At 65.5% G+C, this 19,879-nt stretch carries 16 protein-coding genes and 1 other RNA gene; 3 read left to right on the top strand and 14 right to left on the bottom strand.

Annotated elements, in window-relative coordinates; genetic code table 11:
• Positions 1-192: 192 nt before the first annotated feature.
• The 6 genes from SPYCW_RS04555 to dapA all read right to left on the bottom strand — a co-directional run bounded on the left by SPYCW_RS04555 (position 193) and on the right by dapA (position 7,144).
• On the bottom strand, positions 193-543 hold the full coding sequence (locus SPYCW_RS04555; protein WP_120215793.1) for a response regulator: 351 nt from the start codon (positions 541-543) through the stop codon (positions 193-195).
• Complete coding sequence (locus SPYCW_RS04550) at positions 536-2,884, bottom strand: hybrid sensor histidine kinase/response regulator (RefSeq protein ID WP_120218104.1); 2,349 nt, start codon at positions 2,882-2,884, stop codon at positions 536-538. The genes SPYCW_RS04555 and SPYCW_RS04550 overlap by 8 nt, the downstream gene beginning before the upstream one ends.
• Positions 2,885-3,006: 122 nt before the next feature.
• Positions 3,007-5,067: a M13 family metallopeptidase gene (locus SPYCW_RS04545; protein WP_232014832.1), complete on the bottom strand. Its 2,061-nt coding sequence runs from the start codon at positions 5,065-5,067 to the stop codon at positions 3,007-3,009.
• Positions 5,068-5,163: 96 nt separating this feature from the next.
• Positions 5,164-5,742, bottom strand: a complete 579-nt coding sequence (locus SPYCW_RS04540; RefSeq protein WP_120218102.1) for a DUF2062 domain-containing protein — start codon at positions 5,740-5,742, stop codon at positions 5,164-5,166.
• Positions 5,743-5,774: 32 nt separating this feature from the next.
• Complete coding sequence (smpB, locus tag SPYCW_RS04535) at positions 5,775-6,260, bottom strand: SsrA-binding protein SmpB (protein WP_120215792.1); 486 nt, start codon at positions 6,258-6,260, stop codon at positions 5,775-5,777.
• Between the two features lie 8 nt (positions 6,261-6,268).
• Positions 6,269-7,144, bottom strand: coding sequence for a 4-hydroxy-tetrahydrodipicolinate synthase (dapA, locus tag SPYCW_RS04530; RefSeq protein WP_120215791.1), 876 nt, complete (start codon positions 7,142-7,144; stop codon positions 6,269-6,271).
• Positions 7,145-7,244: 100 nt separating this feature from the next.
• Here dapA and SPYCW_RS04525 point away from each other — a divergent pair, with 100 nt between their 5' ends.
• Positions 7,245-9,272, top strand: coding sequence for a lytic transglycosylase domain-containing protein (locus SPYCW_RS04525; RefSeq protein WP_120215790.1), 2,028 nt, complete (start codon positions 7,245-7,247; stop codon positions 9,270-9,272).
• A 5-nt stretch (positions 9,273-9,277) separates the two neighbouring features.
• Positions 9,278-9,763 (top strand): transcription elongation factor GreB, encoded by a 486-nt coding sequence (greB, locus tag SPYCW_RS04520; protein ID WP_120215789.1) that lies wholly within the window; start codon positions 9,278-9,280, stop codon positions 9,761-9,763.
• A gap of 41 nt (positions 9,764-9,804) precedes the next feature.
• Here greB and SPYCW_RS04515 read toward each other — a convergent pair whose 3' ends face one another.
• From SPYCW_RS04515 to SPYCW_RS04495, 6 genes are all read right to left on the bottom strand, one after another.
• Positions 9,805-11,523, bottom strand: coding sequence for a caspase family protein (locus SPYCW_RS04515; RefSeq protein ID WP_120215788.1), 1,719 nt, complete (start codon positions 11,521-11,523; stop codon positions 9,805-9,807).
• Between the two features lie 157 nt (positions 11,524-11,680).
• The gene (locus tag SPYCW_RS18905) at positions 11,681-11,836 is read right to left on the bottom strand and encodes a hypothetical protein (RefSeq protein ID WP_168452449.1); all 156 of its coding nucleotides are present in this window, start codon (positions 11,834-11,836) and stop codon (positions 11,681-11,683) included.
• Positions 11,837-11,914: 78 nt separating this feature from the next.
• An RNA gene (gene rnpB, locus SPYCW_RS04510) (RNase P RNA component class A) lies at positions 11,915-12,311 on the bottom strand.
• A 523-nt stretch (positions 12,312-12,834) separates the two neighbouring features.
• Complete coding sequence (locus SPYCW_RS04505; protein ID WP_232014831.1) at positions 12,835-13,503, bottom strand: DUF4197 domain-containing protein; 669 nt, start codon at positions 13,501-13,503, stop codon at positions 12,835-12,837.
• 446 nt (positions 13,504-13,949) lie between these two features.
• Complete coding sequence (locus SPYCW_RS04500) at positions 13,950-15,737, bottom strand: sensor domain-containing diguanylate cyclase (protein WP_120215787.1); 1,788 nt, start codon at positions 15,735-15,737, stop codon at positions 13,950-13,952.
• An 89-nt stretch (positions 15,738-15,826) separates the two neighbouring features.
• Complete coding sequence (locus SPYCW_RS04495) at positions 15,827-16,438, bottom strand: TetR/AcrR family transcriptional regulator (RefSeq protein WP_120215786.1); 612 nt, start codon at positions 16,436-16,438, stop codon at positions 15,827-15,829.
• 86 nt (positions 16,439-16,524) lie between these two features.
• Here SPYCW_RS04495 and SPYCW_RS04490 point away from each other — a divergent pair, with 86 nt between their 5' ends.
• Positions 16,525-17,967, top strand: a complete 1,443-nt coding sequence (locus SPYCW_RS04490) for an 8'-apo-carotenoid 13,14-cleaving dioxygenase (protein WP_120215785.1) — start codon at positions 16,525-16,527, stop codon at positions 17,965-17,967.
• Here SPYCW_RS04490 and SPYCW_RS04485 read toward each other — a convergent pair.
• The gene (locus SPYCW_RS04485) at positions 17,888-18,748 is read right to left on the bottom strand and encodes an NTP transferase domain-containing protein (protein ID WP_120215784.1); all 861 of its coding nucleotides are present in this window, start codon (positions 18,746-18,748) and stop codon (positions 17,888-17,890) included. The genes SPYCW_RS04490 and SPYCW_RS04485 overlap by 80 nt on opposite strands.
• The gene (locus SPYCW_RS04480; RefSeq protein WP_120215783.1) at positions 18,745-19,773 is read right to left on the bottom strand and encodes a D-alanine--D-alanine ligase family protein; all 1,029 of its coding nucleotides are present in this window, start codon (positions 19,771-19,773) and stop codon (positions 18,745-18,747) included. The genes SPYCW_RS04485 and SPYCW_RS04480 overlap by 4 nt, the downstream gene beginning before the upstream one ends.
• Positions 19,774-19,879 lie beyond the last annotated feature (106 nt).

The raw sequence follows: 19,879 nt of genomic DNA, 5'->3' as shown, positions 1-19,879 counted from the left end.
TTCCTGCTCTAAAGCGAAGGCTGAACCACCGCAACGCCGGAACCATGTACGTCATTTGTTCTCAAAGAACAAGAGGGGAACAAATTTTTTTGCCACGCCGCCCCCGTGCAGGCGGGGGCCGCCGTCGGTTTGTGCAGCGATGCAAGAAAAAGGACGATTGCGGCCCCCGCCTGCGCGGGGGCGACGTGGCGGCTAGCCCCCAAACTCGGCCAACGCCGCTTCGATATCGCTGATCCGGAACGGCTTGCCGACCAGGCGGCGATGCGCGTGGGCGGGCGGCAATATGTCGCCGCCGCCCGAGGTGAAGGCAAAGGGGATGCCGCGATCGGCCAGCGCGTCGGCGACCGGCCACCCCTTGTCGTCGCCGAGGTTGATATCGACCAGCGCGCCGTCCAGCGGCTCGGCAGCGATGATTGCCAACGCCTCGTCCTTGCTCGATGCCTGCGCCGGTTCGGGAAGCCCGAGCGCGTCGAACATGTCGGCGAGCATCATCCCGATCAGCACATCGTCCTCGACCAGCAGAATGCGCGGATTATCAGCCATTTTTCATCCTGTGCGCGGCGTCATCCAGCGCCGCCGAAGTCGCCTCGGCGAGCTGCGCGACCGAAAAGGGTTTGGGCAGGAAAGCGACATCGTCGATGTTGATCGACTGACGCAGCTGTTCCTCGGCATAGCCCGACATGAACAGCACGGGCAGGTCGGGGCGCTTGGCGCGCAGCGCGCGGACCATCGCGGGGCCATCCATCGTCGGCATCACGACATCGCTGATGATCAGGTCGACCTCGGCCATCTGGGCAAAGCGTTCGAGACCTTCCTCACCCTGCGACGCGGTGACGACGGTATAGCCTGCGCGGGTCAATGCGCGTTCGGCCACCGCACGCACCATATCCTCGTCCTCGACGAGCAGGATCGTGCCGCTGCCCCACTGGCTTTTCTTGGGCTTCGGCGGCGGCGCAGCCGCGCTCGGCGTCTCGCTGCCGCTGCGATGGATCGGCAGGTAAATGGTAAAGCTGGTCCCCTGCCCCGGCTTGCTGTCGGCAAAGATGAAGCCCGCCGATTGCTTGATGATGCCATAAACCGTCGACAGTCCGAGCCCCGTTCCCTTGCCGACATCCTTGGTGGTGAAAAAGGGTTCGAAAATCTTGGGGAGCACATCGGGCGCGATGCCAGTGCCGGTGTCGCTGACCTTGAGCGCGCAATAATCGGCGGGGGGCATGAATTCATTGCCCATCTGGCGCACGTCCGCCGCCGACACGGGATAGGTTTCGATCGTCAGCGTGCCGCCGCCCGGCATCGCGTCGCGCGCGTTCACCGCCAGGTTGATGATCACCTGTTCCAGCTGCCCCGGATCGGCGCGCACCGCGCCCAGCCCGCGGCCATGATGGACCGCCAGCTGCACCGTTTCGCCGATCAGCCGCTTCAAGAGGTGCGAGACCTCTGAAATCACGTCGGGCAGCTGCAGGATCTGCGGCCGCAACGTCTGCTGCCGCGAAAAGGCGAGCAATTGCCGCGTCAGGCTGGCGGCGCGATTGGCGTTGCTGCGAATCTGCTGGATGTCGTCATAGTCGCTGTCGCCGGGGGTATGGCGCATCAGCATGAGGTCGCAGGCGCCGAGCACCGCGGTCAGGATATTGTTGAAGTCATGCGCGACGCCGCCCGCGAGCTGGCCGACCGCCTGCATCTTCGACGCCTGCGCGACCTGACGCTTCAGCCGCGATTCCTCGCTCGAATCCTTCAGGCTCAGCAGCACCGCTGCCTCACCGAGCCCGCGCACCCCGACGACGCGCATCGACACGGGCTCGCCGCTTTGTCCCGCCAGCCGGATCGACAGGTCGCCGCCCACCTGCTGCCCGCTGCTGTGGCGGCGGATCATGTCGGCGAGTGGCCCCTTGTCCTCGCCCACCACAATGTCGCCGGGATAGCGCGGCATCTTGCCCTCGCCCAGATTGGCGGCGCGCACAAAGGCGCGGTTCATATAGAGGAAGCGCCCGTCGCGATCGACCATCGCCAGCCCGAAGGGAAGCAGCGACAGCAGGGTTTCGACATAGGTCTGCGCGGTGCCGCGATCGGTCGGACCCATTTCCTCGTCGAGCATCGCGAGCAGCACCGGCGTATTGCTGTCGGCCGGGGCCAGCGGGATTTGCAGCATCCGCACCGGGGTCGCGCGGTCGCCCTCGCGCGCGAAATACAGCGCACCGCCGTCATCGATGCGCAACATCGGGGCAACATCGCGGCCGGCATAATGGCCGGCGTCATCTTCGCCGAGCGCGCGGAGCAGGAACGCCTGATTGGCGACGCGCAGCCGCCCCTCGGCATTGACCAGCGCCGCCATCACCCCGGCGTGGCTCAGGGTCCGGCCCGCGGGGCCATCGAGATGGCGGGTGATTTCAGAGGCGAGATCGAGTCGTTCGAGCGCCGCAAAGCGCCACACCAGATAATCCTCCGCCTGACCGGTGCGCGTCACCTGCGCGCGCAGTTGCAGATGGCCGATCGCCAGATCGTCGACGCGCCCCTCGCCATCGCGCCACGCGATGCGACCGGCATTTTTGAGCAGCTCGGCGCCGCGTCCTTCGAGTGGCAGCCCCGGCGGGGTCACGAAGCCGCCCATCCAGGTGCCGAACAGGTCGTTCGCGCACACCATCCGCCCGGCCCGGTCGGTGACTGCGATCGCGACATCGTCGTGATTGACCGCCTGGCGCAGCATCGTCCAGTCGGGCGCTACCGCCTCGCCCGCCACGACGGCGGGAAAAAGGCGCCGCGCGAGCAACACGCCGCCGACCGCAACCGCGAGCCCGGCGACGAAACCGGCAGCAATCACCGCGTCGCGCGTCGCCCAGAACAGGAGCAGCGTCGACAACAGCGCCAGGCCGCCGAGTATGGCCATATCGACGCGCGACAGGCCCGGCGGCTCCGACAGCGGACCAGCGGAGCCCACCCCCCTGCCGATATCGGAATCAGCGGAAGGCAGGCTCGTCGCGGTCAATGACAGTCTTTCTTATCGGTGCATCACCAGATGCGGACGCGGTCTTTCGGCGCCAGATACAGCTTCTGGCCTTCCTTGATCTGATACGCCTTATACCACGGGTCAAGGTTGCGCGAGACCCAAGTCCGCTGGATCGAGGGCGAATGCGGATCGGTCGTGATACGCTGCGACAGATTCTGGTCGCGATAGTTGCGCCGCCACACCTGCGCCCAGCCGAGGAAGAAGCGCTGGTCGCCGGTGAGCCCGCCGAGCACCGGCGCTTCCTTGCCGCCGAGCGACGCCTTGTACGCGTCATAGGCAACGGTCAGCCCCGCCAGATCGCCGATATTCTCGCCCAGCGTGAACGTCCCGTCGAGCTTTTCGCCGGGCAGCACCTCATAGGCGTCATATTGCGCGATCAGCGCCTTGCCCGCGGCTTCGAACGCCGCGACGTCGGCGGGGGTCCACCAGTCGGCAAGCTTGCCGGTTTCGTCATATTTCGCGCCTTGGTCGTCGAAATGATGGCTGATCTCGTGGCCGATCACGGCGCCGATGCCGCCATAGTTGATCGCCGGGTCGGCGTGCGGATCAAAGAAGGGCGGCTGCAGGATCGCGGCGGGAAAGACGATCTCGTTCATGCCAAAATTGGCATAGGCGTTGACCGTCATCGGGGTCATGCCCCATTCCCAGCGGCGGATCGGCCCGCCGAGGCGGCTGATATTGTCGTCGTGCGCGAACTGGTTCGACCGCAGCGCGTTGCCGAACAGGTCGTCGGCCTTGATCTCGAGCTTGCTGTAATCCTTCCAGCGATCGGGATAGCCAATCTTGGTGGTGAAATTCGCGAGCTTCTGCTTCGCCTTCACCTTGGTCTGCGGCTGCATCCACTCGAGGCCATCGATACGGCGACCCATCGCGGCGAGGACATTCTTCACGAGTTCATCCATCGCCGCCTTGGTTTCGGGCGGGAAATATTTGGCGACATAGTCCTGACCGACCGCCTCACCGAGGTTGCCGGTGGTGAAATCGACCGCGCGCTTCCAGCGTTCCTGCATCTGCGGCGTGCCCGACAGCGCGGTGCCATAGAAGGAGAAGGCCTCCTGCGCGAACTTGTCGGGCAGCACGCCCGAAAAGCCGTCGAGGCTGCGGATCATCAGCATGTCGCGCAGCACCGCGATCGGCGCATCGGCAAGCAATTTTGCCTCGCCGGTAAAGGCGCTCGGCTGCGACACCAGCAGTGCATCTTCCTTGACGCCGATGCCGCGAAAGAAGGTCGCCCAGTCAAAACCCGGCGCCGCAGCGGCGAGCTCGGCGATCGTCATCTTGTTATAGACTTTGGTCGCGTCGCTGCTGTCATTCTTGTCCCAATGGACGGTCGCGATCTGCTTTTCGAAATCATAGATCGCCTTGGCACGCGCCGCGGCATTGGCCTCGCCCGCCAGCGTCAGGACATTTTCCAGATGCTTGAGGTACGCGGCCTGCAGCTTCGCGTTGCGCTCATTGTCCTTCAGATAGAAATCGCGGTCGGGCATGCCGATGCCGCCCTGAAACATCGTGTAGATATACACTTCGGGATTCTTGTCGTCCTGCCCGACGAAGCCGCCAAAGAAATGTTGGACGCCGTTGCGATCGGCTTCGGCCAGCAGCGCGGCAAGCCCCGCCTTGTCGACGGCGCGGATCTTGGCAAGCCACGGCTGGATCGGCGCCAGCCCCTTGGCTTCGACGGCTGCGCCATCCAGATAGGCGGCATAGTTGCGGCCGATCATGCTGTTCGGATCGCCCTTCGCGGCGTCCAGAATTTCGCGGGTACGCACCTGCGACAGATCGCCGAGCGCGGTGAACATGCCATAGTTCGACTTGTCGGCGGGAATCGGGGTGTTCTTGGCCCAGGTGCCGTTGGCATAGGCATAAAAATCGTCGCCAGGCTGCACCGACGTGTCCATGCCCGCGGTGTCGAAGCCAAAGGTGCCGAGTTCGGGCTTGGCCGCGCTTTCGGTGGCGGGCGCCGGGGCGGCCTTTTCTTTGGCGGCGGCGGGAAGTGCCGAAATCAGCATCGCGCCAAGCGCGGCGGTCGCCATCAGGCGCGACGAAACATGCGAAAACATCATGATAGTCCCCAGTTCTCAAAATGACGCGATGACGTGCGGCGCATCGGCGGGGCACAGCATCGCAATGGGACAGCTATACGACGGCGGGCGCGCCGTTCAACCGGCGGGGGTGTCGCTGGTCGATGCCTCATGTCGTTGGTCGCGTGCCCGCTGCAATTTGCGCCGCCAGCGCAGGCGAATCCAATTGTCCCAGAACACCGACGCCAGCACATAGCCCAGCGCCGCCGACACCAGCGAAATGACCAGCAGCCCGCCCAGCATCGCCGGAGCGGCGTCCGAAAAGGCCCAGCGCGCCCATTCGCCCGCCGACGCGCCATGCTCGATCATCGCCGAAAAGGTGGCGCTGTTGGCTTGCAAGCCAAACAGCCAGTCGCCGAGCCACACCGACGCCAGGATGATGAACGGCGTCGTGACCGGGTTCGACAGGAACGTCATTGCGGCACCGATCGGAATATTGGCGCGGACGGGCAGCGCCAGCAGCGCGACGCCCAATATCTGGATACCCGGGATCAGAAAGAATATCCCGACGAACAGCCCCAGCGCGGTACCGCGCGGTACCGAGGTGCGGGTAAAACGCCACAAATGGCTATGCGCAACGCGGTGCGCAAACGGCTTGACGAAGCGGCTGGCGAGCAGCTCCTCGCGCGTCGGCGAGTTGCGGCGGATCCAGTTCATCACCGCCGCCTTGTCCTTGGGCTTGCCGCCGCTCACCCGCGCTCTTTCATCAGCCGTTGCTTGTCGCGCTTCCAGTCGCGTTCCTTGATCGACTCCCGCTTATCATGTGCCTTCTTGCCCTTGGCGAGCGCGAGTTCGACCTTGGCACGGCCGCGGCTGTTGAAATAGACCGACAGCGGGACCAGCGTCATGCCCTGCCGCGCGACGGCGGCGTACATCTTGTTGATCTCCCTGCCGCTGAGCAGCAGCTTGCGCGGGCGCTTCGGTTCGTGATTGTGGCGGTTGCCGTGACTGAATTCGGGGATGTTGCTGTTGATCAGCCACACCTCGCTGCCCTTCACCTCAGCATAGCTCTCGGCGATCGTGCCTTCGCCGAAACGCAGCGATTTGACCTCGGTCCCCTGCAGCGCGATCCCCGCCTCGAACACCTGTTCAATGGCAAAGTCAAAGCGCGCGCGCCGGTTTTCGGCGACGATCTTTTTCTTGTCGAATTCGGCGGCGGACTGCGGACGGGCCATGACGTAACCTAGATCACTCCTGCCGCGGACAATGCGGCATCGACGGCGGCGCGCGACGCATCGTTCGCCGGAATGATAGGTAGGCGCACTTCGGGCGAAAACCAGTCGTGGACGCGCGACAGCGCATATTTGACCGGCCCCGGCGAGGTGTCGGAGAACATCGCCTGATGCAGGTCGAACAGCCGGTCGTGCAGCGTCAGTGCGCGGGCCCAGTCGGCGGCAGCGCACGCCGCGGCAAAATCGGCGCACAGGCGCGGCGCGACATTGGCGGTGACCGAGATACAGCCGACGCCGCCCAACACCGCGTGCGGCAGCCACAGGTCGTCGTTGCCGCTGAGTTGGCAGAAATCCTTGCCCGCCCCAGCGCGCTGAATCGTCACCCGCGCCAGATCGCCGCTGGCATCCTTGATCGCAACGACGCTTGGGATTTCGGCGAGCTTGCACAGCGTCTCGGCGCTGATGTCGGCGACGGTGCGGCCGGGGACGTTATAGACGACGATCGGCAGGTCGCTGGCGTCGGCGAGCGCCTGAAAATGCGCAAGCATCCCGGCCTGGCTTGGCCGATTGTAATAAGGCGCGACGATCAGCGCCGCCGCTGCCCCAGCGGCCTGCGCATAGCGCATGTGGCGAACCGCGGTCGCGGTATCGTTCGATCCGCAACCCGCGATCACCGGCACGCGCCCCGCCGCCGCCTGGATGCAGCTGTCGATCACCTGATAATGTTCGTCGAACCCCAATGTCGGGCTTTCGCCGGTTGTCCCGCACGGCACGAGCGCGCTGGTGCCTTCATGGATCTGCCAGTCGACCAGCCGCGAAAATGCCGGAGCGTCGAACGCCCCATCGCGAAATGGCGTCACCAAGGCGGGAATAGACCCCGAAAACATGCCCCGCTCCTTTACAAAAACACGGGCCAGCCGGTAGAGTCCCGACGGCGCGCCGCTAATGGACGCCTATTCAGCGCCCCGCAAGGAGTTTGCCACTAACATGGCCGCCATGATTACGCTGCCCCGAATTTCTCGTCTTGCCTTGGCCTTTGCGCTGCTCGTCCCGACCACCGCTCAGGCAAGCGAACTGACCCCCGAACAGATGCAGTGGTATCGCGCGCAAATGGGCCTCGCGTCGACATCGGGATCGCCGCCAGCGACCAGTTCGGTCGGCGATGCGGTGATGGAATGGCGCCGCCTGACCGCCAACACCGGCGCCTCGTTCGACCAGCTGTCGCGCTTCCTGATGGCGAACAAGGGTTGGCCCGACGCTGACAAGATGCGCGTCCGCGCCGAAAAGGCGATCGCGATCGACAGCTTCGACCCCGCGCGCACCCTCGCCTATTTTCAGGCCTATCCCCCGCAGACGCCCAGCGGGCATCTGCGCCATGCGATGGCACTGAACGCATCGGGCCGCCGCGACGATGCCAACGCCGCGGTGCGCCGCGCCTGGACCGGCGGAGCGCTCGACGAATATGAGGTCAGCCGCGCGCTCAGCCTGTTTCCGGGCGCGCTGTCGGTCGCCGACCATGACGCGCGGATGGACCGGCTGCTGTGGTCGGGCGCCACTGGCGCGGCGAGCCGCCAGCTCGCCTATACCTCGCCCGAACGGCGCAGCGTCTTTGCCGCGCGCCTCGCGATGCGCAGCAGCGCGGTCGACGCGGCGTTCCAGGCGTCGGCGGTCGAAAGCGCCAACCCGTCGCTGGTCCGCACCGACGCCGGCTACATCACCGACAAGGCGACCTGGCTGCGCCAGACCGGCCGGGTCGGCGAAGCGCGTGCTTTGCTCGCCGCACCGCGCGCGCTGGCCAAAGCGCCGACCGATGCCGAGGAATGGATCGAAACGCTGCTCACCAACGCGCGGCAGGCCGACAGCGGCGGCGACAAGCTGACCGCCTATAATATCGCACGGCAGATCGACGACGCGTTCCCGCCGGGAACAGTGATCCGCGAAACCCCGCTCGCCGTCCGCGACGATTATACGTCGCTGACGTGGCTCGCCGGGCAGCTGGCGTACAAGGATCTGCGCCGTCCAGCCGAGGCGGTGCGGCTGTACCGCGCCTATGGCGAAGCCGCGCGATCGGCGCAGACGCGCACCAAGGGTTTCTACTGGGCCGGCCGCGCCGCGCTTGCCGCGGGCGACCGTTCGACCGCCAACGCGCATTTTGCCGACGCCGCGCAGCATTACGACCAATTTTACGGCCAGCTCGCGCTGGAACGGCTGGGCCGTCCGCAGCCCAAGCCGACACCCAATCCCACGATTCGGGTCAGCGATGATGAAAAGCGCGCCTTTGCCGATGACCGGCTCGTCCGCGCCGCGCGCGCGCTCGGCGAAATCGGCGCGTGGCGCGAACAGACATTGTTCCTGCGCGCGCTGTCGCAAAAGGCGACCTCGCCGGCCGACCATGTCCTCGCCGGGCAATTGGCCTCGCAGATCGGTCGCCCCGACCTCGGCGTGATGATCGGCCGCAGCGCGCAGGCGAACAGCCTCGATGCGGTCGAAGTCGCGGGCTTCCCGACCGTCCGCGTGCCTGCGGGGCACGAAGGCAACTGGACCTTCATCCACGCGATCACCCGGCAGGAAAGCCAGTTCGACCGGCAGGCGATCAGCCATGCCGGGGCGCGCGGCATGATGCAGCTGATGCCCGGCACCGCGAACGAAGTCGCGGGCAAACTCGGCCTTTCCTACACCCGCGACCTGCTCACCACCGACACCAATTACAACATGACGCTGGGATCGACCTATTTCCAGCAGATGCTGCGCTATTATGGCGGCAGCTACCCGCTCGCGGTCGCCGCATACAACGCCGGGCCGGGTAATGTGAACAAGTGGCTGCGCGCCAATGGCGATCCGCGCACCGGATCGATCGAGATGCTCGACTGGATCGAGGCGATTCCGATCTTCGAGACCAAAAATTACGTGCAGCGCGTCCTGGAAAATGCGGTCGTTTACGACACGCTGCAACCGGGCAAGACGATGCCGCAGGCGCCGCTCAGCTTCTACCTTGGCAAACGCACGCCGGGGTAATCCGCGTGGCGGGGGAACGCAGCAACATCATCTCACCAGCCGGCTATGCCGCGCTGCGCGCCGAGTATGACGCGCTGCTCGGTGACGAGCGGCCAAAACTGGTCGACGTGATCAGCTGGGCGGCGGGCAATGGCGACCGCAGCGAAAATGGCGACTATATCTATGGCCGCAAGCGCCTCCGCGAAATCGACCGGCGGCTCTCGTTCCTTGCGCGCCGGATGAAGGCGGCGCGCGTCGTCGATCCCGCCGAGCAGCCCGACAAGAGCCGCATCTGGTTCGGCGCCACCGTCGAACTCGCCGACGACGACGATGCGCGGCGCACCCTCACGCTGGTCGGCGACGACGAGGCCGAGGCGGGCGACGGCCGGATCGGCTGGAACAGCCCCCTCGCCCGTGCGCTGCGCGGCGCCGCGGTCGGCGATTTGCGCGTGGTCCAGCTTCCGTCAGGGCCGAAAGAGTGGGAGGTGATGGCGATCCGCTATCCCTCCTGACGATCGTCCTCGCGGCGGCGACCGGGACAATCGGTAAAGCGCTACTCCCCGATCCCCGCAATCAACGCCCGCTGATCCTTGCGCAGTTCGGGCAGCGCGCGCGCCAGCTTCGCCCAATGCGCCGCCTCGCTCGCATCGGCCGTAACGCCGACCCCCTTGGCATATGCATCGGCCAGGATCGCCCGCGAACCCGCAAAGCCCGCGCGCGCCGCAACGCTGCAATCCTCGATCGCCCCGGCCAGCGTCTTGGCGGCAAAATGCGCCTCGCACAGCCAGTGATTGCCCTCGGGATTGCCTGCCGAAGCAATCGTCCGCAGCCGTGCGAGATTGGCGGCGCGGGTGTCGGCGAAATAGGTCAGCGCAAAAATGGCTGCCGGGTGCCCCTTCTCCGCCGCCTCGGCATAAAGCGCCTGCGACCGCGCGAAATCGGCAGGTCCAAAGGTTCCCGCCGCCAGCCGGTACGCCAGATGCGTTTTTGCTTTCGAAAAGCCCGCGTTCGACGCCGCGACATACAGATCATAGGCGCGCTTGACGTCGGCCGCCGACGGATCATTTTCCAGCAGCAGATAGGCGAGTTCCTGCTGCCCTGCCGGAAACCCCTGCGCCGCCGATGCCTCCAGATACGTCCGCGCGCGCGGCAGGTCGCGCTTCACCCCGACCCCCAGCGAGAACATATAGCCCGCCAGCTGCTGTGCCAGCGGATGCCCGCCGTCGGCCAGCCGGACCAGCTCGGCGGCCGGATGGCGCGACAGCACATCGGCGATCAGCACCGGCTCGTCCTCGATCGCCAGCCGGTCGAGCGAAATATCCGCGAGCGGGTCGGTCGCCGCGCTTCGCGCGGCGGTGGTCGCCTGCCCCTTCGCCGGGAGCGGAACGACCGCCACCGCCGACGTCGGGCGGGCGGGCGCAGCCGCCGGAACCTCGGGCGGCGCGACCAGATAATAATCGTCGAACCAGCTGCCATAATGAAACGGCTGCTGCGGCCCCAGCTCCATGCCATGTGTGCGCTTGTAAACTTCGCGCGATACGATCTTGAAATAATCGGAGATTTCGAGCCCGGGAATGGCCAGTTCCTTGACCACCGCCGCGGCAAACGGGCTGACGGGCGATCCGACCGGCGCAAAATCCAGCGCGGGCCGCCCCTTCGCGGTCGAATAGAAAACCGCGCCTTGACCAATATCGAGCAGCCCCAGCGGGGCCGAGGCCGCTTCGCCCGCGGCGACATTGACGTCCTCGATCCGCACCACCGGCTCGGCGGTGCGGCAGGCATCGACGAACAGCAGGGTAAAGGCGCCCGTCGGCACGACCCGCTTCACCGCCGCTTCGATCGACAGATAGCGCTTTTCGACATCGGCGCGCCGCGCCGCGGGCGGCGCCTCCATCGGGACCAGCCAGTTGCGCCCGCCATATTCAAAGCCGTGCCCGGCATAATAGATGATCACCGACTTGGCCCCGGCTGCCTCGGCGGCAAAGCGCGTCAGCGCGGTGTCGAGCGTTGCCATATCGGCGTTGCGCACGATGCGCGGCGAAATCCCCGCCCGGGCAAAAGCGTCGCAGACATAATCGATGTCGTTGACCGCATTTTTCAGCGACGGCCATTCCCAGTCATTATAGGCGCTGTTGCCGATCAGCAGCGCGACGCGATCGCCCGCAAGCGGCGCGGTGCCGCAGGCGGCAGGCTGGGCGGCGGCGATCGGCGTGGTCGCCATCGCAATAAACAGCGCCGCCAACACCGCCGCCAAACGTGCCTGAATCGCCATCCTTGCCCCTATCCGCCCCGAACCTGCGCCCGCATGAAAAGTGGCGGAAATCTGCGCAACTTTACGCTGAAAATCGCATCAATTCCCGCTTTCGCGCACCCTTGTCACCGATGGTAAGTGACGCGGACAATGTAGGAAAGCGGAAAGTCGCGGCTGCTCAGGGTTGCAGCAGCGCCGGGACAATCCAGATCGCCGAGAGGACGATCACCACCGCGATCAGCGAAAAGCCCAGCACATAGCGGACATTGTGACCCTTGACCCCGCCGCTGGCTTCGGTCTCGGTCACTTCGACATGGTCATCGACGACTTTCATGGTGCATTTCCCTTTCAACTGGTCCGACATAGAACGCGGGCGGCGCACGGGCGTTCCGCGCGCCGCGTTGGGGAGAATGTTGCCAGAGGGTCTGTAAGCCGGGTTCTGTCCACCCCGTTTCCGGGGATGGGCGATCATTCCTCTAGGCGAATGGTTACCCATACGCTCAAGCAGTCAACCCGGACGGCGGGGCCGGAACCAGCCCTGGAATTGCTCCCGTGCCATCCCTATTCGACCTTGCTCCCGGTGGGGTTTGCCGTGCCGCGTCCGTTACCGTCCGCGCGGTGCGCTCTTACCGCACCCTTTCACCTTTCGCCGGGCCAAAGCCGTGGCGGTTTGCTCTCTGTGGCACTTTCCCTGAACCGGTCCTTCGGACCGGTCCGCCGGACGTTATCCGGCACCGTGATTTCCGTGGAGCCCGGACTTTCCTCCCCCGGCAGGATACCCCGCCGGCGGCGATCGCCCGACCCTCTGGCAGCGGTGAGTATAGCGCGAATGAAGGGCGATGACGAGCGGTTGTGAGGAGGGCTGGTTTGGGGTTGTTTTAAGCCATTCCCCTCCCTTTTAGGGAGGGGTTAGGGGTGGGTGCGAGCGAAGCGAGCCGAGGCAGAATGCCGCCTTCGGCGGCTACCCACCCCCAGCCCCTCCCTAAAAGGGAAGGGAGAAGACATGTCCGCTTCCGGTCGCTTCCAGTCCTTCGTTCTGGATCGGCGGCAATGTCCGAAATGGGTGGTGCCAGCCTCGTCATCCCGGACTTGATCCGGGATCCACGACGACAGTGCAGCTATAGATCCCGGATCAAGTCCGGGATGACGATGAGGAAAAATCCTCCCTGTCGCGCAGCGATGGGGAGGGGGACCGCTCGCGAGGCAAGGGGTGGAGAGGCGGCGACGTTAGCGCGAAAGCCCCTCCGTCCGCGCTTCGCGCTGCCACCTCCCCATCGCTGCGCGACAGGGAGGATCGACGGCTTACCTCGCCCGCTTACGGTCCCTTCCAGCTCAAAAAATCCCTTTCAGCAACCGCCCGGGATTGCGCCGCAGCGCCGCCTCTTCGTTCGCCATATAGTGGAATATCCCTTTCAGCGCCTGTTCGGTCACCGATCGCGTCAACCCGTCGCGCGTCAGCCCCACCGAAGCCATCAGCGAATTGCCCTTCGCCAGCTGGTCGAACTGGCGATAGGCGCCGACATTCTCCAGCGCCGATCCGACCAGCGGCGACACCTTGCCAAACAATGTATCGCCCGCACTCGTCTGCAGATAGCGCGTCGCGCCGTCCTGCTTGCTCACCAGCGCGGGCGCGTCGGACCAGCGTAGATTGTCGATCGCCGACCGAAAGATCGGCTTGGCCTCGCCCGCCGCCTTGCCGCCGGCATCGTTCAGGCTCTTGGTCAAATTGGTGGTCAGCCCCAGCTTGTCGCCCACGCCGAACAGCTTCGACGCCAGCTTGCCGCCAGCACCCGGCAACAAGATGCGCACCGCGGTGTCGCGATAGAAGGCGCCGGGCTGCGCCAATTTGTCGAGCGCGCCATCGGATGCGCCGCCAATCAGCCCCTTGACCCCGCTGCTCGGCAATTTCGCCAGCGCCCATGGCGCCTGCGCCAAGGCCGCCATCCCGACCGCCCCCGCAAGCAGCAACCGCCGTGCGATCATCACATCGTTCGATTCCATCGCGCGGCTCCCCTGTTTGTGGTTCGGGGCAACCCTAACAGCAAACAGGCCGCCGCCAAAGGGTGAGCGGTGTTCAGCAGGGTTTGATGGCGAATGGCGCCTTTGGGGTGGGGAGCTGCCACGAGCTCCTCTCCCCTTGTGGGAGAGGATAGCGCAGCTTGCTCCGTCAGGAGCTAGCGAAGCTTGGTGAGGGGGCAGACGCCAGCACGCGCAAACCCCCTCTCAACTGCGGCTAGGCAGCAAGCCTGCCAAGCCTTCGTATCTCTCCCACAAGGGGAGAGAGGAAATGACGTACGTCCACTTCCGGTCGACTTCGGACGTGCCCGACCTCTTGTCTTCCGTCATCCCGGCCTACGCCGGGATGACGATGACATAAATGTCGTGCTTTGACCGTTTCCACCCCACCGCCATCGCCCAGCGGACGGCAACCACCGCCTGCGCAACCCTCACGCTGCCATGCGTAGCCGGTTCCGTCCCTCGCGCTTTGCGGTGTACAGCGCCTTGTCGGCTCGCTGGAGCAGGTCTTCGATGCTGGCCTCGCCCGCATAGACCGCCAGCCCGATGCTGACCGTCACCCTGGGCAGGCCCGCCACCGCGCCTTCGGCGTCGGCGTGGACCGCCTTGCGCACCCGTTCAGCGACCAGTTCGGCCGACAGCGCGCTGCGGCCTTGCAGCACGCAGACAAATTCCTCGCCGCCATAGCGCCCGACCATATCGTCGTCGCGCAGCGACGCCTTGGCGCGCTGGCCGACGCGGCGGATCACTTCGTCGCCGGCGGCATGGCCGTGCACGTCGTTGATCGCCTTGAAATGGTCGATGTCAAAGATCGCGACCGCCAGCGGCGCGCCATCCTGTTCTGCCCGCCGCAGCGCCTGATCGAGGAAGCTCAGCGTGCGGCGCCGGTTGGGCAGCCCGGTCAGCATGTCGGTGTTGGCCACCCGCTCCGCCGCGCTGCGCGCCGATTCCAGGATGCGCGCATTTTCGACCGTGTCGGTGACGTCCTGCACGGTCCCGAAAATGCCGATCGCCTTGCCGCCGCGGCCCATTTCGATCGACCCGTGCGATTTGACATGCCGGATTTCGCCGTCGGTCCGCTTTATCCGGCCCTGAAACACGAAAGGCTCGCCCGACCGGACCGCTTCGGCCAAAGTCTTTTGCACCGCCACCCGGTCCTCGGGCAGATATTGCGCGACGCTATATTCGACATCGACCGCGGTGCCGGGCTCCAGCCCATGGACGCGATACGTCTGGTCCGACCATTGGATCGTCCATTCCGTCAGGTCGACGCGCCAATGCCCGACGAGCGCCGCGGCTTCGGCCTGGAGCAGCCAGCGATTGCTCTGCTCCAGCCGCTTGGCCAGCCGCCGCTGGACGACCAACAGCGCCGCGAGCGGCAACGCGATGAACAGCATCGTCACCAGATAGAATTGCAGGAACAGCACCTCGACCTTCTGGCTTTCGTCCATCGCCGCGATCGGGCCATGCCCCTGCCCGGTCAGCAGCGACGCAATGAGCGCGACAATCAGCATCCCCGCCGCGGCGCCGAACGGCCCCAGGCGATAGGCAGCGATGATCAACGCAACGCACGGCAGGAAGGTCACGGGAAAGTCGGACTGCGAAAAAGATGCGCCGGTCACGAACGCCGCGACGGTCAGCAGCGCGATCGCTTCGACCTTCATCGCGGTCGGCACCTTGTTCACCGCGTTCGACGCGATCATGCGCGCCAGCATGACGATCGGCGGGGTGACGATCAGCATCCCGAGTGCGACGGTCGTCATCCACGACAGAAAGAAGTTGAAGCCATTGCCCGTCAACAGCATCGCGATTGCGGCGCTCGCCGCGCTGGCGGCAAAGGCGGCGGCGCAAAAACGCCCGACCGCGCGGGGGACCATGAACGACATCTCGCCGCGTTCGTGCCGCCGGATCAGCCACAGCGCGATCGTCGCCTCGGCGGCGTTGGCGACGGTGTAGGCCGCCGCGGCCCCGGCCCGGATCCCCTCCACCATATTGGCACCGACACTGGCCGCGGCCATCGCCAGAAAGGCGGGGATGCGCGCCTGAGTCGGCATCAGCAGCAACAGCGCGAGGAAATAGCCGCTGGGCGGCCAGACGGCGGCGATATTGTCCGCGCCCTTGGTCGCATGAAGCGCCAGGCTGGCGAGCAGAAAATAGCCCGTCGCGGTCAGGAGGAACCAGAAGACCGCCTCAACTCGGGGGGACAGGGGCCGGGTCATCGCCCCAATTAACCGAAAAGAGGGAAAGAAACCGCTAACATGTTGCCGCTTGCCTCCCCTTTTGTCGCGCGATCAGGTCGCGTCGGCGCTCAATCGATCCCGCCAAAGGTCAAACCGACCACTTCTTCGACCATCGCTTCGTCCCACTCCAGCCGCCGGTCGAGGATCAGCATCGCCAGCCCATGGACCAGCGCCCAAGCGTGCAACGCCGCTCTATCGGGGTTTTCGACCCCCGGCAACGCTTCGCCGACGCCCGCCCGCAGCAGGTTATAGGCAACTTCGCCGCCGTCGCCGCCAACATTGGCATGGCGCGCCGACATCTGCCGCGTGAAACTCAGGCGGAACAATGCGGGCTCGTCGTGGGCAAAGCGGACATAGGTCGTCCCCGTCGCTTTGAACCCGTTGCGCCCGCCGCCGGCCTTCAGCCACGCCTGTGCCTGCCGCGCACCCAGCCGCCGCAACCCTTCGTCGGCGAGCGCGTCGAGCAACGCCTCCTTGTCCGGGAAATGGCGGTAAAGCGCGGTTGCGCTGACCCCGACGTCGCGCGCAAGCGCCCGCAGGCCCAGCTCGCCGTCGTCGCCCGCCTCCAGCCGTTTGAGCCCCGCCGCGATCACCGCCGCGCGCAAGTCGCCATGATGATAAGCGCCCGCCGCCTTCGCGCCGTCGCTTTTTATGTTGACACTGTTATCTTGATCGATCATGTTGTCACCGTAAACATTCCGAGTCGTCGGCGCAATCCCCTCCACGCCGTGCGGCACTTTCGCCAACATCCGTAAGGAGCAATATCATGGCAAGCAACGTCGAAACCCTGATCCGCGGCGCCGTCGTCAAGGGGATTGGCAAAGTCGCCGATTTCAACCGCAAGCGCCTGCCCCGTCCCACCGACGCGCATCCCTATCTTACCGGCATCCATAAACCGATGACCGAGGAGTTGACGCTGGAGGAACTGCGCGTCGAAGGCGAAATCCCCGCCGCCCTCACCGGCCGCTATCTGCGCAACGGTCCGAACCCCGCGATCGCGCCCGACCCCGCCAGCTATCACTGGTTCACCGGCGCCGGGATGGTCCATGGTATCCGCATCGAAGGCGGCAAGGCCGACTGGTACCGCAACCGCTGGGTGCGCGGCAGCGAAGCGTGCGAAGCGCTGGGCGAAGAACTGCCCCCCGGCCCGCGTGCCGATCGCAACGACGCCCCGAACACCAACGTCGTCGGGCTGGCCGGCCGCACATTCGCGATCGTCGAAGCCGGCGGCAAGCCGGTCGAGCTCGGCTATGAGCTCAATACGATCGCGCACAACCCGTTCGACGGAACGCTGGTCGGCGCGTACACCGCGCACCCGCACCACGACCCGGTCACCGACGAGGTCCATGCGATCACCTATCGCGGCGACGAACCGAACAAGGTCTGGCACGTCGTGCTCGACAAGGACGCCCATGTCATCCGCGAGGAAGCGATCGCGGTCAGCGACGGTCCGTCGATCCACGACTGCGCGATCACCCGCAATTATGCCCTGGTATTCGACCTGCCCGTCACCTTTTCGATGAAGATGCTGCTCGCGGGCTATCGCTTCCCCTATGCCTGGAACGAAGCGCATCCGGCGCGCGTCGGCCTGCTTCCGCGCAAGGGCAGCGGCGACAGCATCATCTGGGTGCCGGTCGAGCCCTGCTATGTCTTTCATCCCGCCAACGCCTATGAGACCGCCGACGGCAAAGTCATCGTCGATGTGGTGGCGCATGACACGATGTTCGCGAGCTCGAAACGCGGCCCGGACAGCGAGCGGTCGCGGATGGAGCGCTGGACGATCGATCCGGCAGCGGGCACGACCACCCGCGCGATCATTTACGACCACCCACAGGAATTTCCGCGTTACGACGAGCGACTGACGACGCAGCCCTACCGGTATATTTATTCGGTCGCGCTGCCCGACCGCGCGACGACCGAAATGGAGATCGCCGATACCCGCCTGTTTCGCCACGACCTGCAAAGCGGCACCACCGCAATCCACGATTTCGGCCCCGGCCGCCATCCCGGCGAGTTCGTGTTCGTTCCGCGCGGCATCAACGGCGCCGAGGATGACGGGTGGCTGATCGGCCTGGTCGTCGACATGAAGGACGAGACGACCGCGCTCGTCATCCTGAACGCCGATGATTTTACCGGGTCACCGCAAGCCGTCGTTCATCTGCCGCACCGGGTTCCGCCGGGCTTTCACGGCAATTGGGTGGCGGACTGACCCCGCCGCGACGTGCCAACAGCGCTTCGGTCACGCCGAGCGAGCGTTCATTGTCGACATCGATCGCCGTCGCCCCGTTGCTGACCAGCAACGGGGCGATTTCGACGTTCATGTGACGCGAAATGCGCGCGAAGATATGGTGGATCGGCCCCAGCCCGAAACGAAAGCGGAGCAGGTTGATGAGCCCGAACGCCTGCATCACCCGCAGCGGCCTTTTGACAAACTGACCGCCGCCACGAAACGCCTCGGTCGCCCTGAGCGCGCCCGGATGGGCAATCCAATAGGCGTTGCAGTTCGATACCGCGACGTCGGAAAATTCGTAAAAGCGCCGCTGGCCTTCGGGATGTACCGCCAGCACATCGTCGCGCCGCGCCAGCGCCACCCCTGCCTCGATGTCGAGCCGCGCGGCTTCGGCGGCAATCTCGGCGATCGTTTCGGGGGTCAGCAGGCAATTGTCGGCGGTGGTGACCAGCAACGGAAAGGCCGCGACGCCCGCGACCGCAAGCACCGAGTCCGCCAGATTGTTCGCCGCCGGGACGATGATCAGGCGCTTGCCCAACGATGCGACGACCGGATCGTCGAGATCGGCCAGTAAATTCACATGATGTGTCGACACGAAAATCTGCCGCGCGTCGCTCGCCGCGGCGGCGCTCAGCACATGCGCGATCATCGGTCGGCCCGCCACCGGGACAAGGCATTTGTCGGCGACGCCATGCGCGACGGCCAGCGGATCGGGCGTCCCCGGTCGGCGCCCCGCAAGGATCAGGACCGCCCCCGTCATGCCGCGTCGCGCCGCGCCATCGCGGGCCCGATCTGGCGGATCATGCTTTCGGCAACGATGGTTTCGACCAGCGCCGCATGGGTGAAGCCCGCAATCACTGCCGAACGCGCGAACAGCTTTTCCGACCACAGGTTGCAGTTGAGATTGACCTCGAGCAGTCGGACGTCGCCGGTCGCCTGATCGACGCGAAATTCGAACCGGCCATAATCGAACGGGCAAAACACGTCGGCCATGCGGCGGGTATATTCGGCCACCTGTCGGCTGATCAGCGGATCGTCGAAGCGTTTGATGCAATATCCGACCTGCCCGACCAGATCGCGCTTTTCCTGATAGGTACGCAGCTGCGCCGGGTCGGCCTGCTCGAAAATCATCATCGGCAGCATCGCCGGTTCGCCGTCCAGGGTGATCACCGGCACTTCGATGTCGCTGCCGTCGATGAAGGGCTCGACGAGCGCGTCATGATCGAGCGCGTGGATTTCCGCGATCGACCGCGCCAGTTCGGCGCGGTCGTGGGCATCGCGGACGCCCCATGACGCCGAGCTGTTGTTGGGCTTGATCACCCAGCGCCGCGCGGGCGGACACCGCGCGACATCGACCGGCGCGCCGCGACGAAACAGCGCCCATGGCGCCGTCGGTATCCCGCGCGCAGCCGCCTCCAGCTTGGTCAGATGCTTGTCGTCGGACAGCCCGCGCACGATCGGCGAGGCGCCAAGATAGGGCAGGCCATGCTGGTTGCAGAGCAGGGGCAACAACATTTCCGAATTGAAGAAGCCGCCGCGATTGAGCAGCGGAAAGACGAAATCAGCCGCGGGCCGATCGAACAGCGCAGCATAGCTGTCGGCGATCAGCAATTCGACGCCCAGCCCCTCCAACGTCTCGCGCATTTCGCGATGATACAGCGCATGATTGCCGTCGTCGGCGTGCAGTCCGCCGGTCCAGCGGGCGTGCTTGGCGATGAACAACAGGCGCTGTGTTTCGCGCAGGCGATCGGGCAGCCGGGTGGGCGCAAGGTCGGTCGTTTTCATGGGCGCGCCTGACCACGCCGGGGTTGCGCAGTGATGACGAATTGGTGACGATTGATGACCGCGAAATGCAAAAACAGTGTCACACTCGCCGACAAGGCACGGAAAA

Origin of the sequence: Sphingopyxis sp. EG6 (assembly GCF_003609815.1) — a bacterium.
In the GTDB taxonomy this organism is placed as follows: Bacteria; Pseudomonadota; Alphaproteobacteria; order Sphingomonadales; family Sphingomonadaceae; genus Sphingopyxis.
The sequence above is the reverse complement of the archived record's forward strand: the minus strand, read 5'-3'. Positions and strand labels throughout refer to the sequence as shown.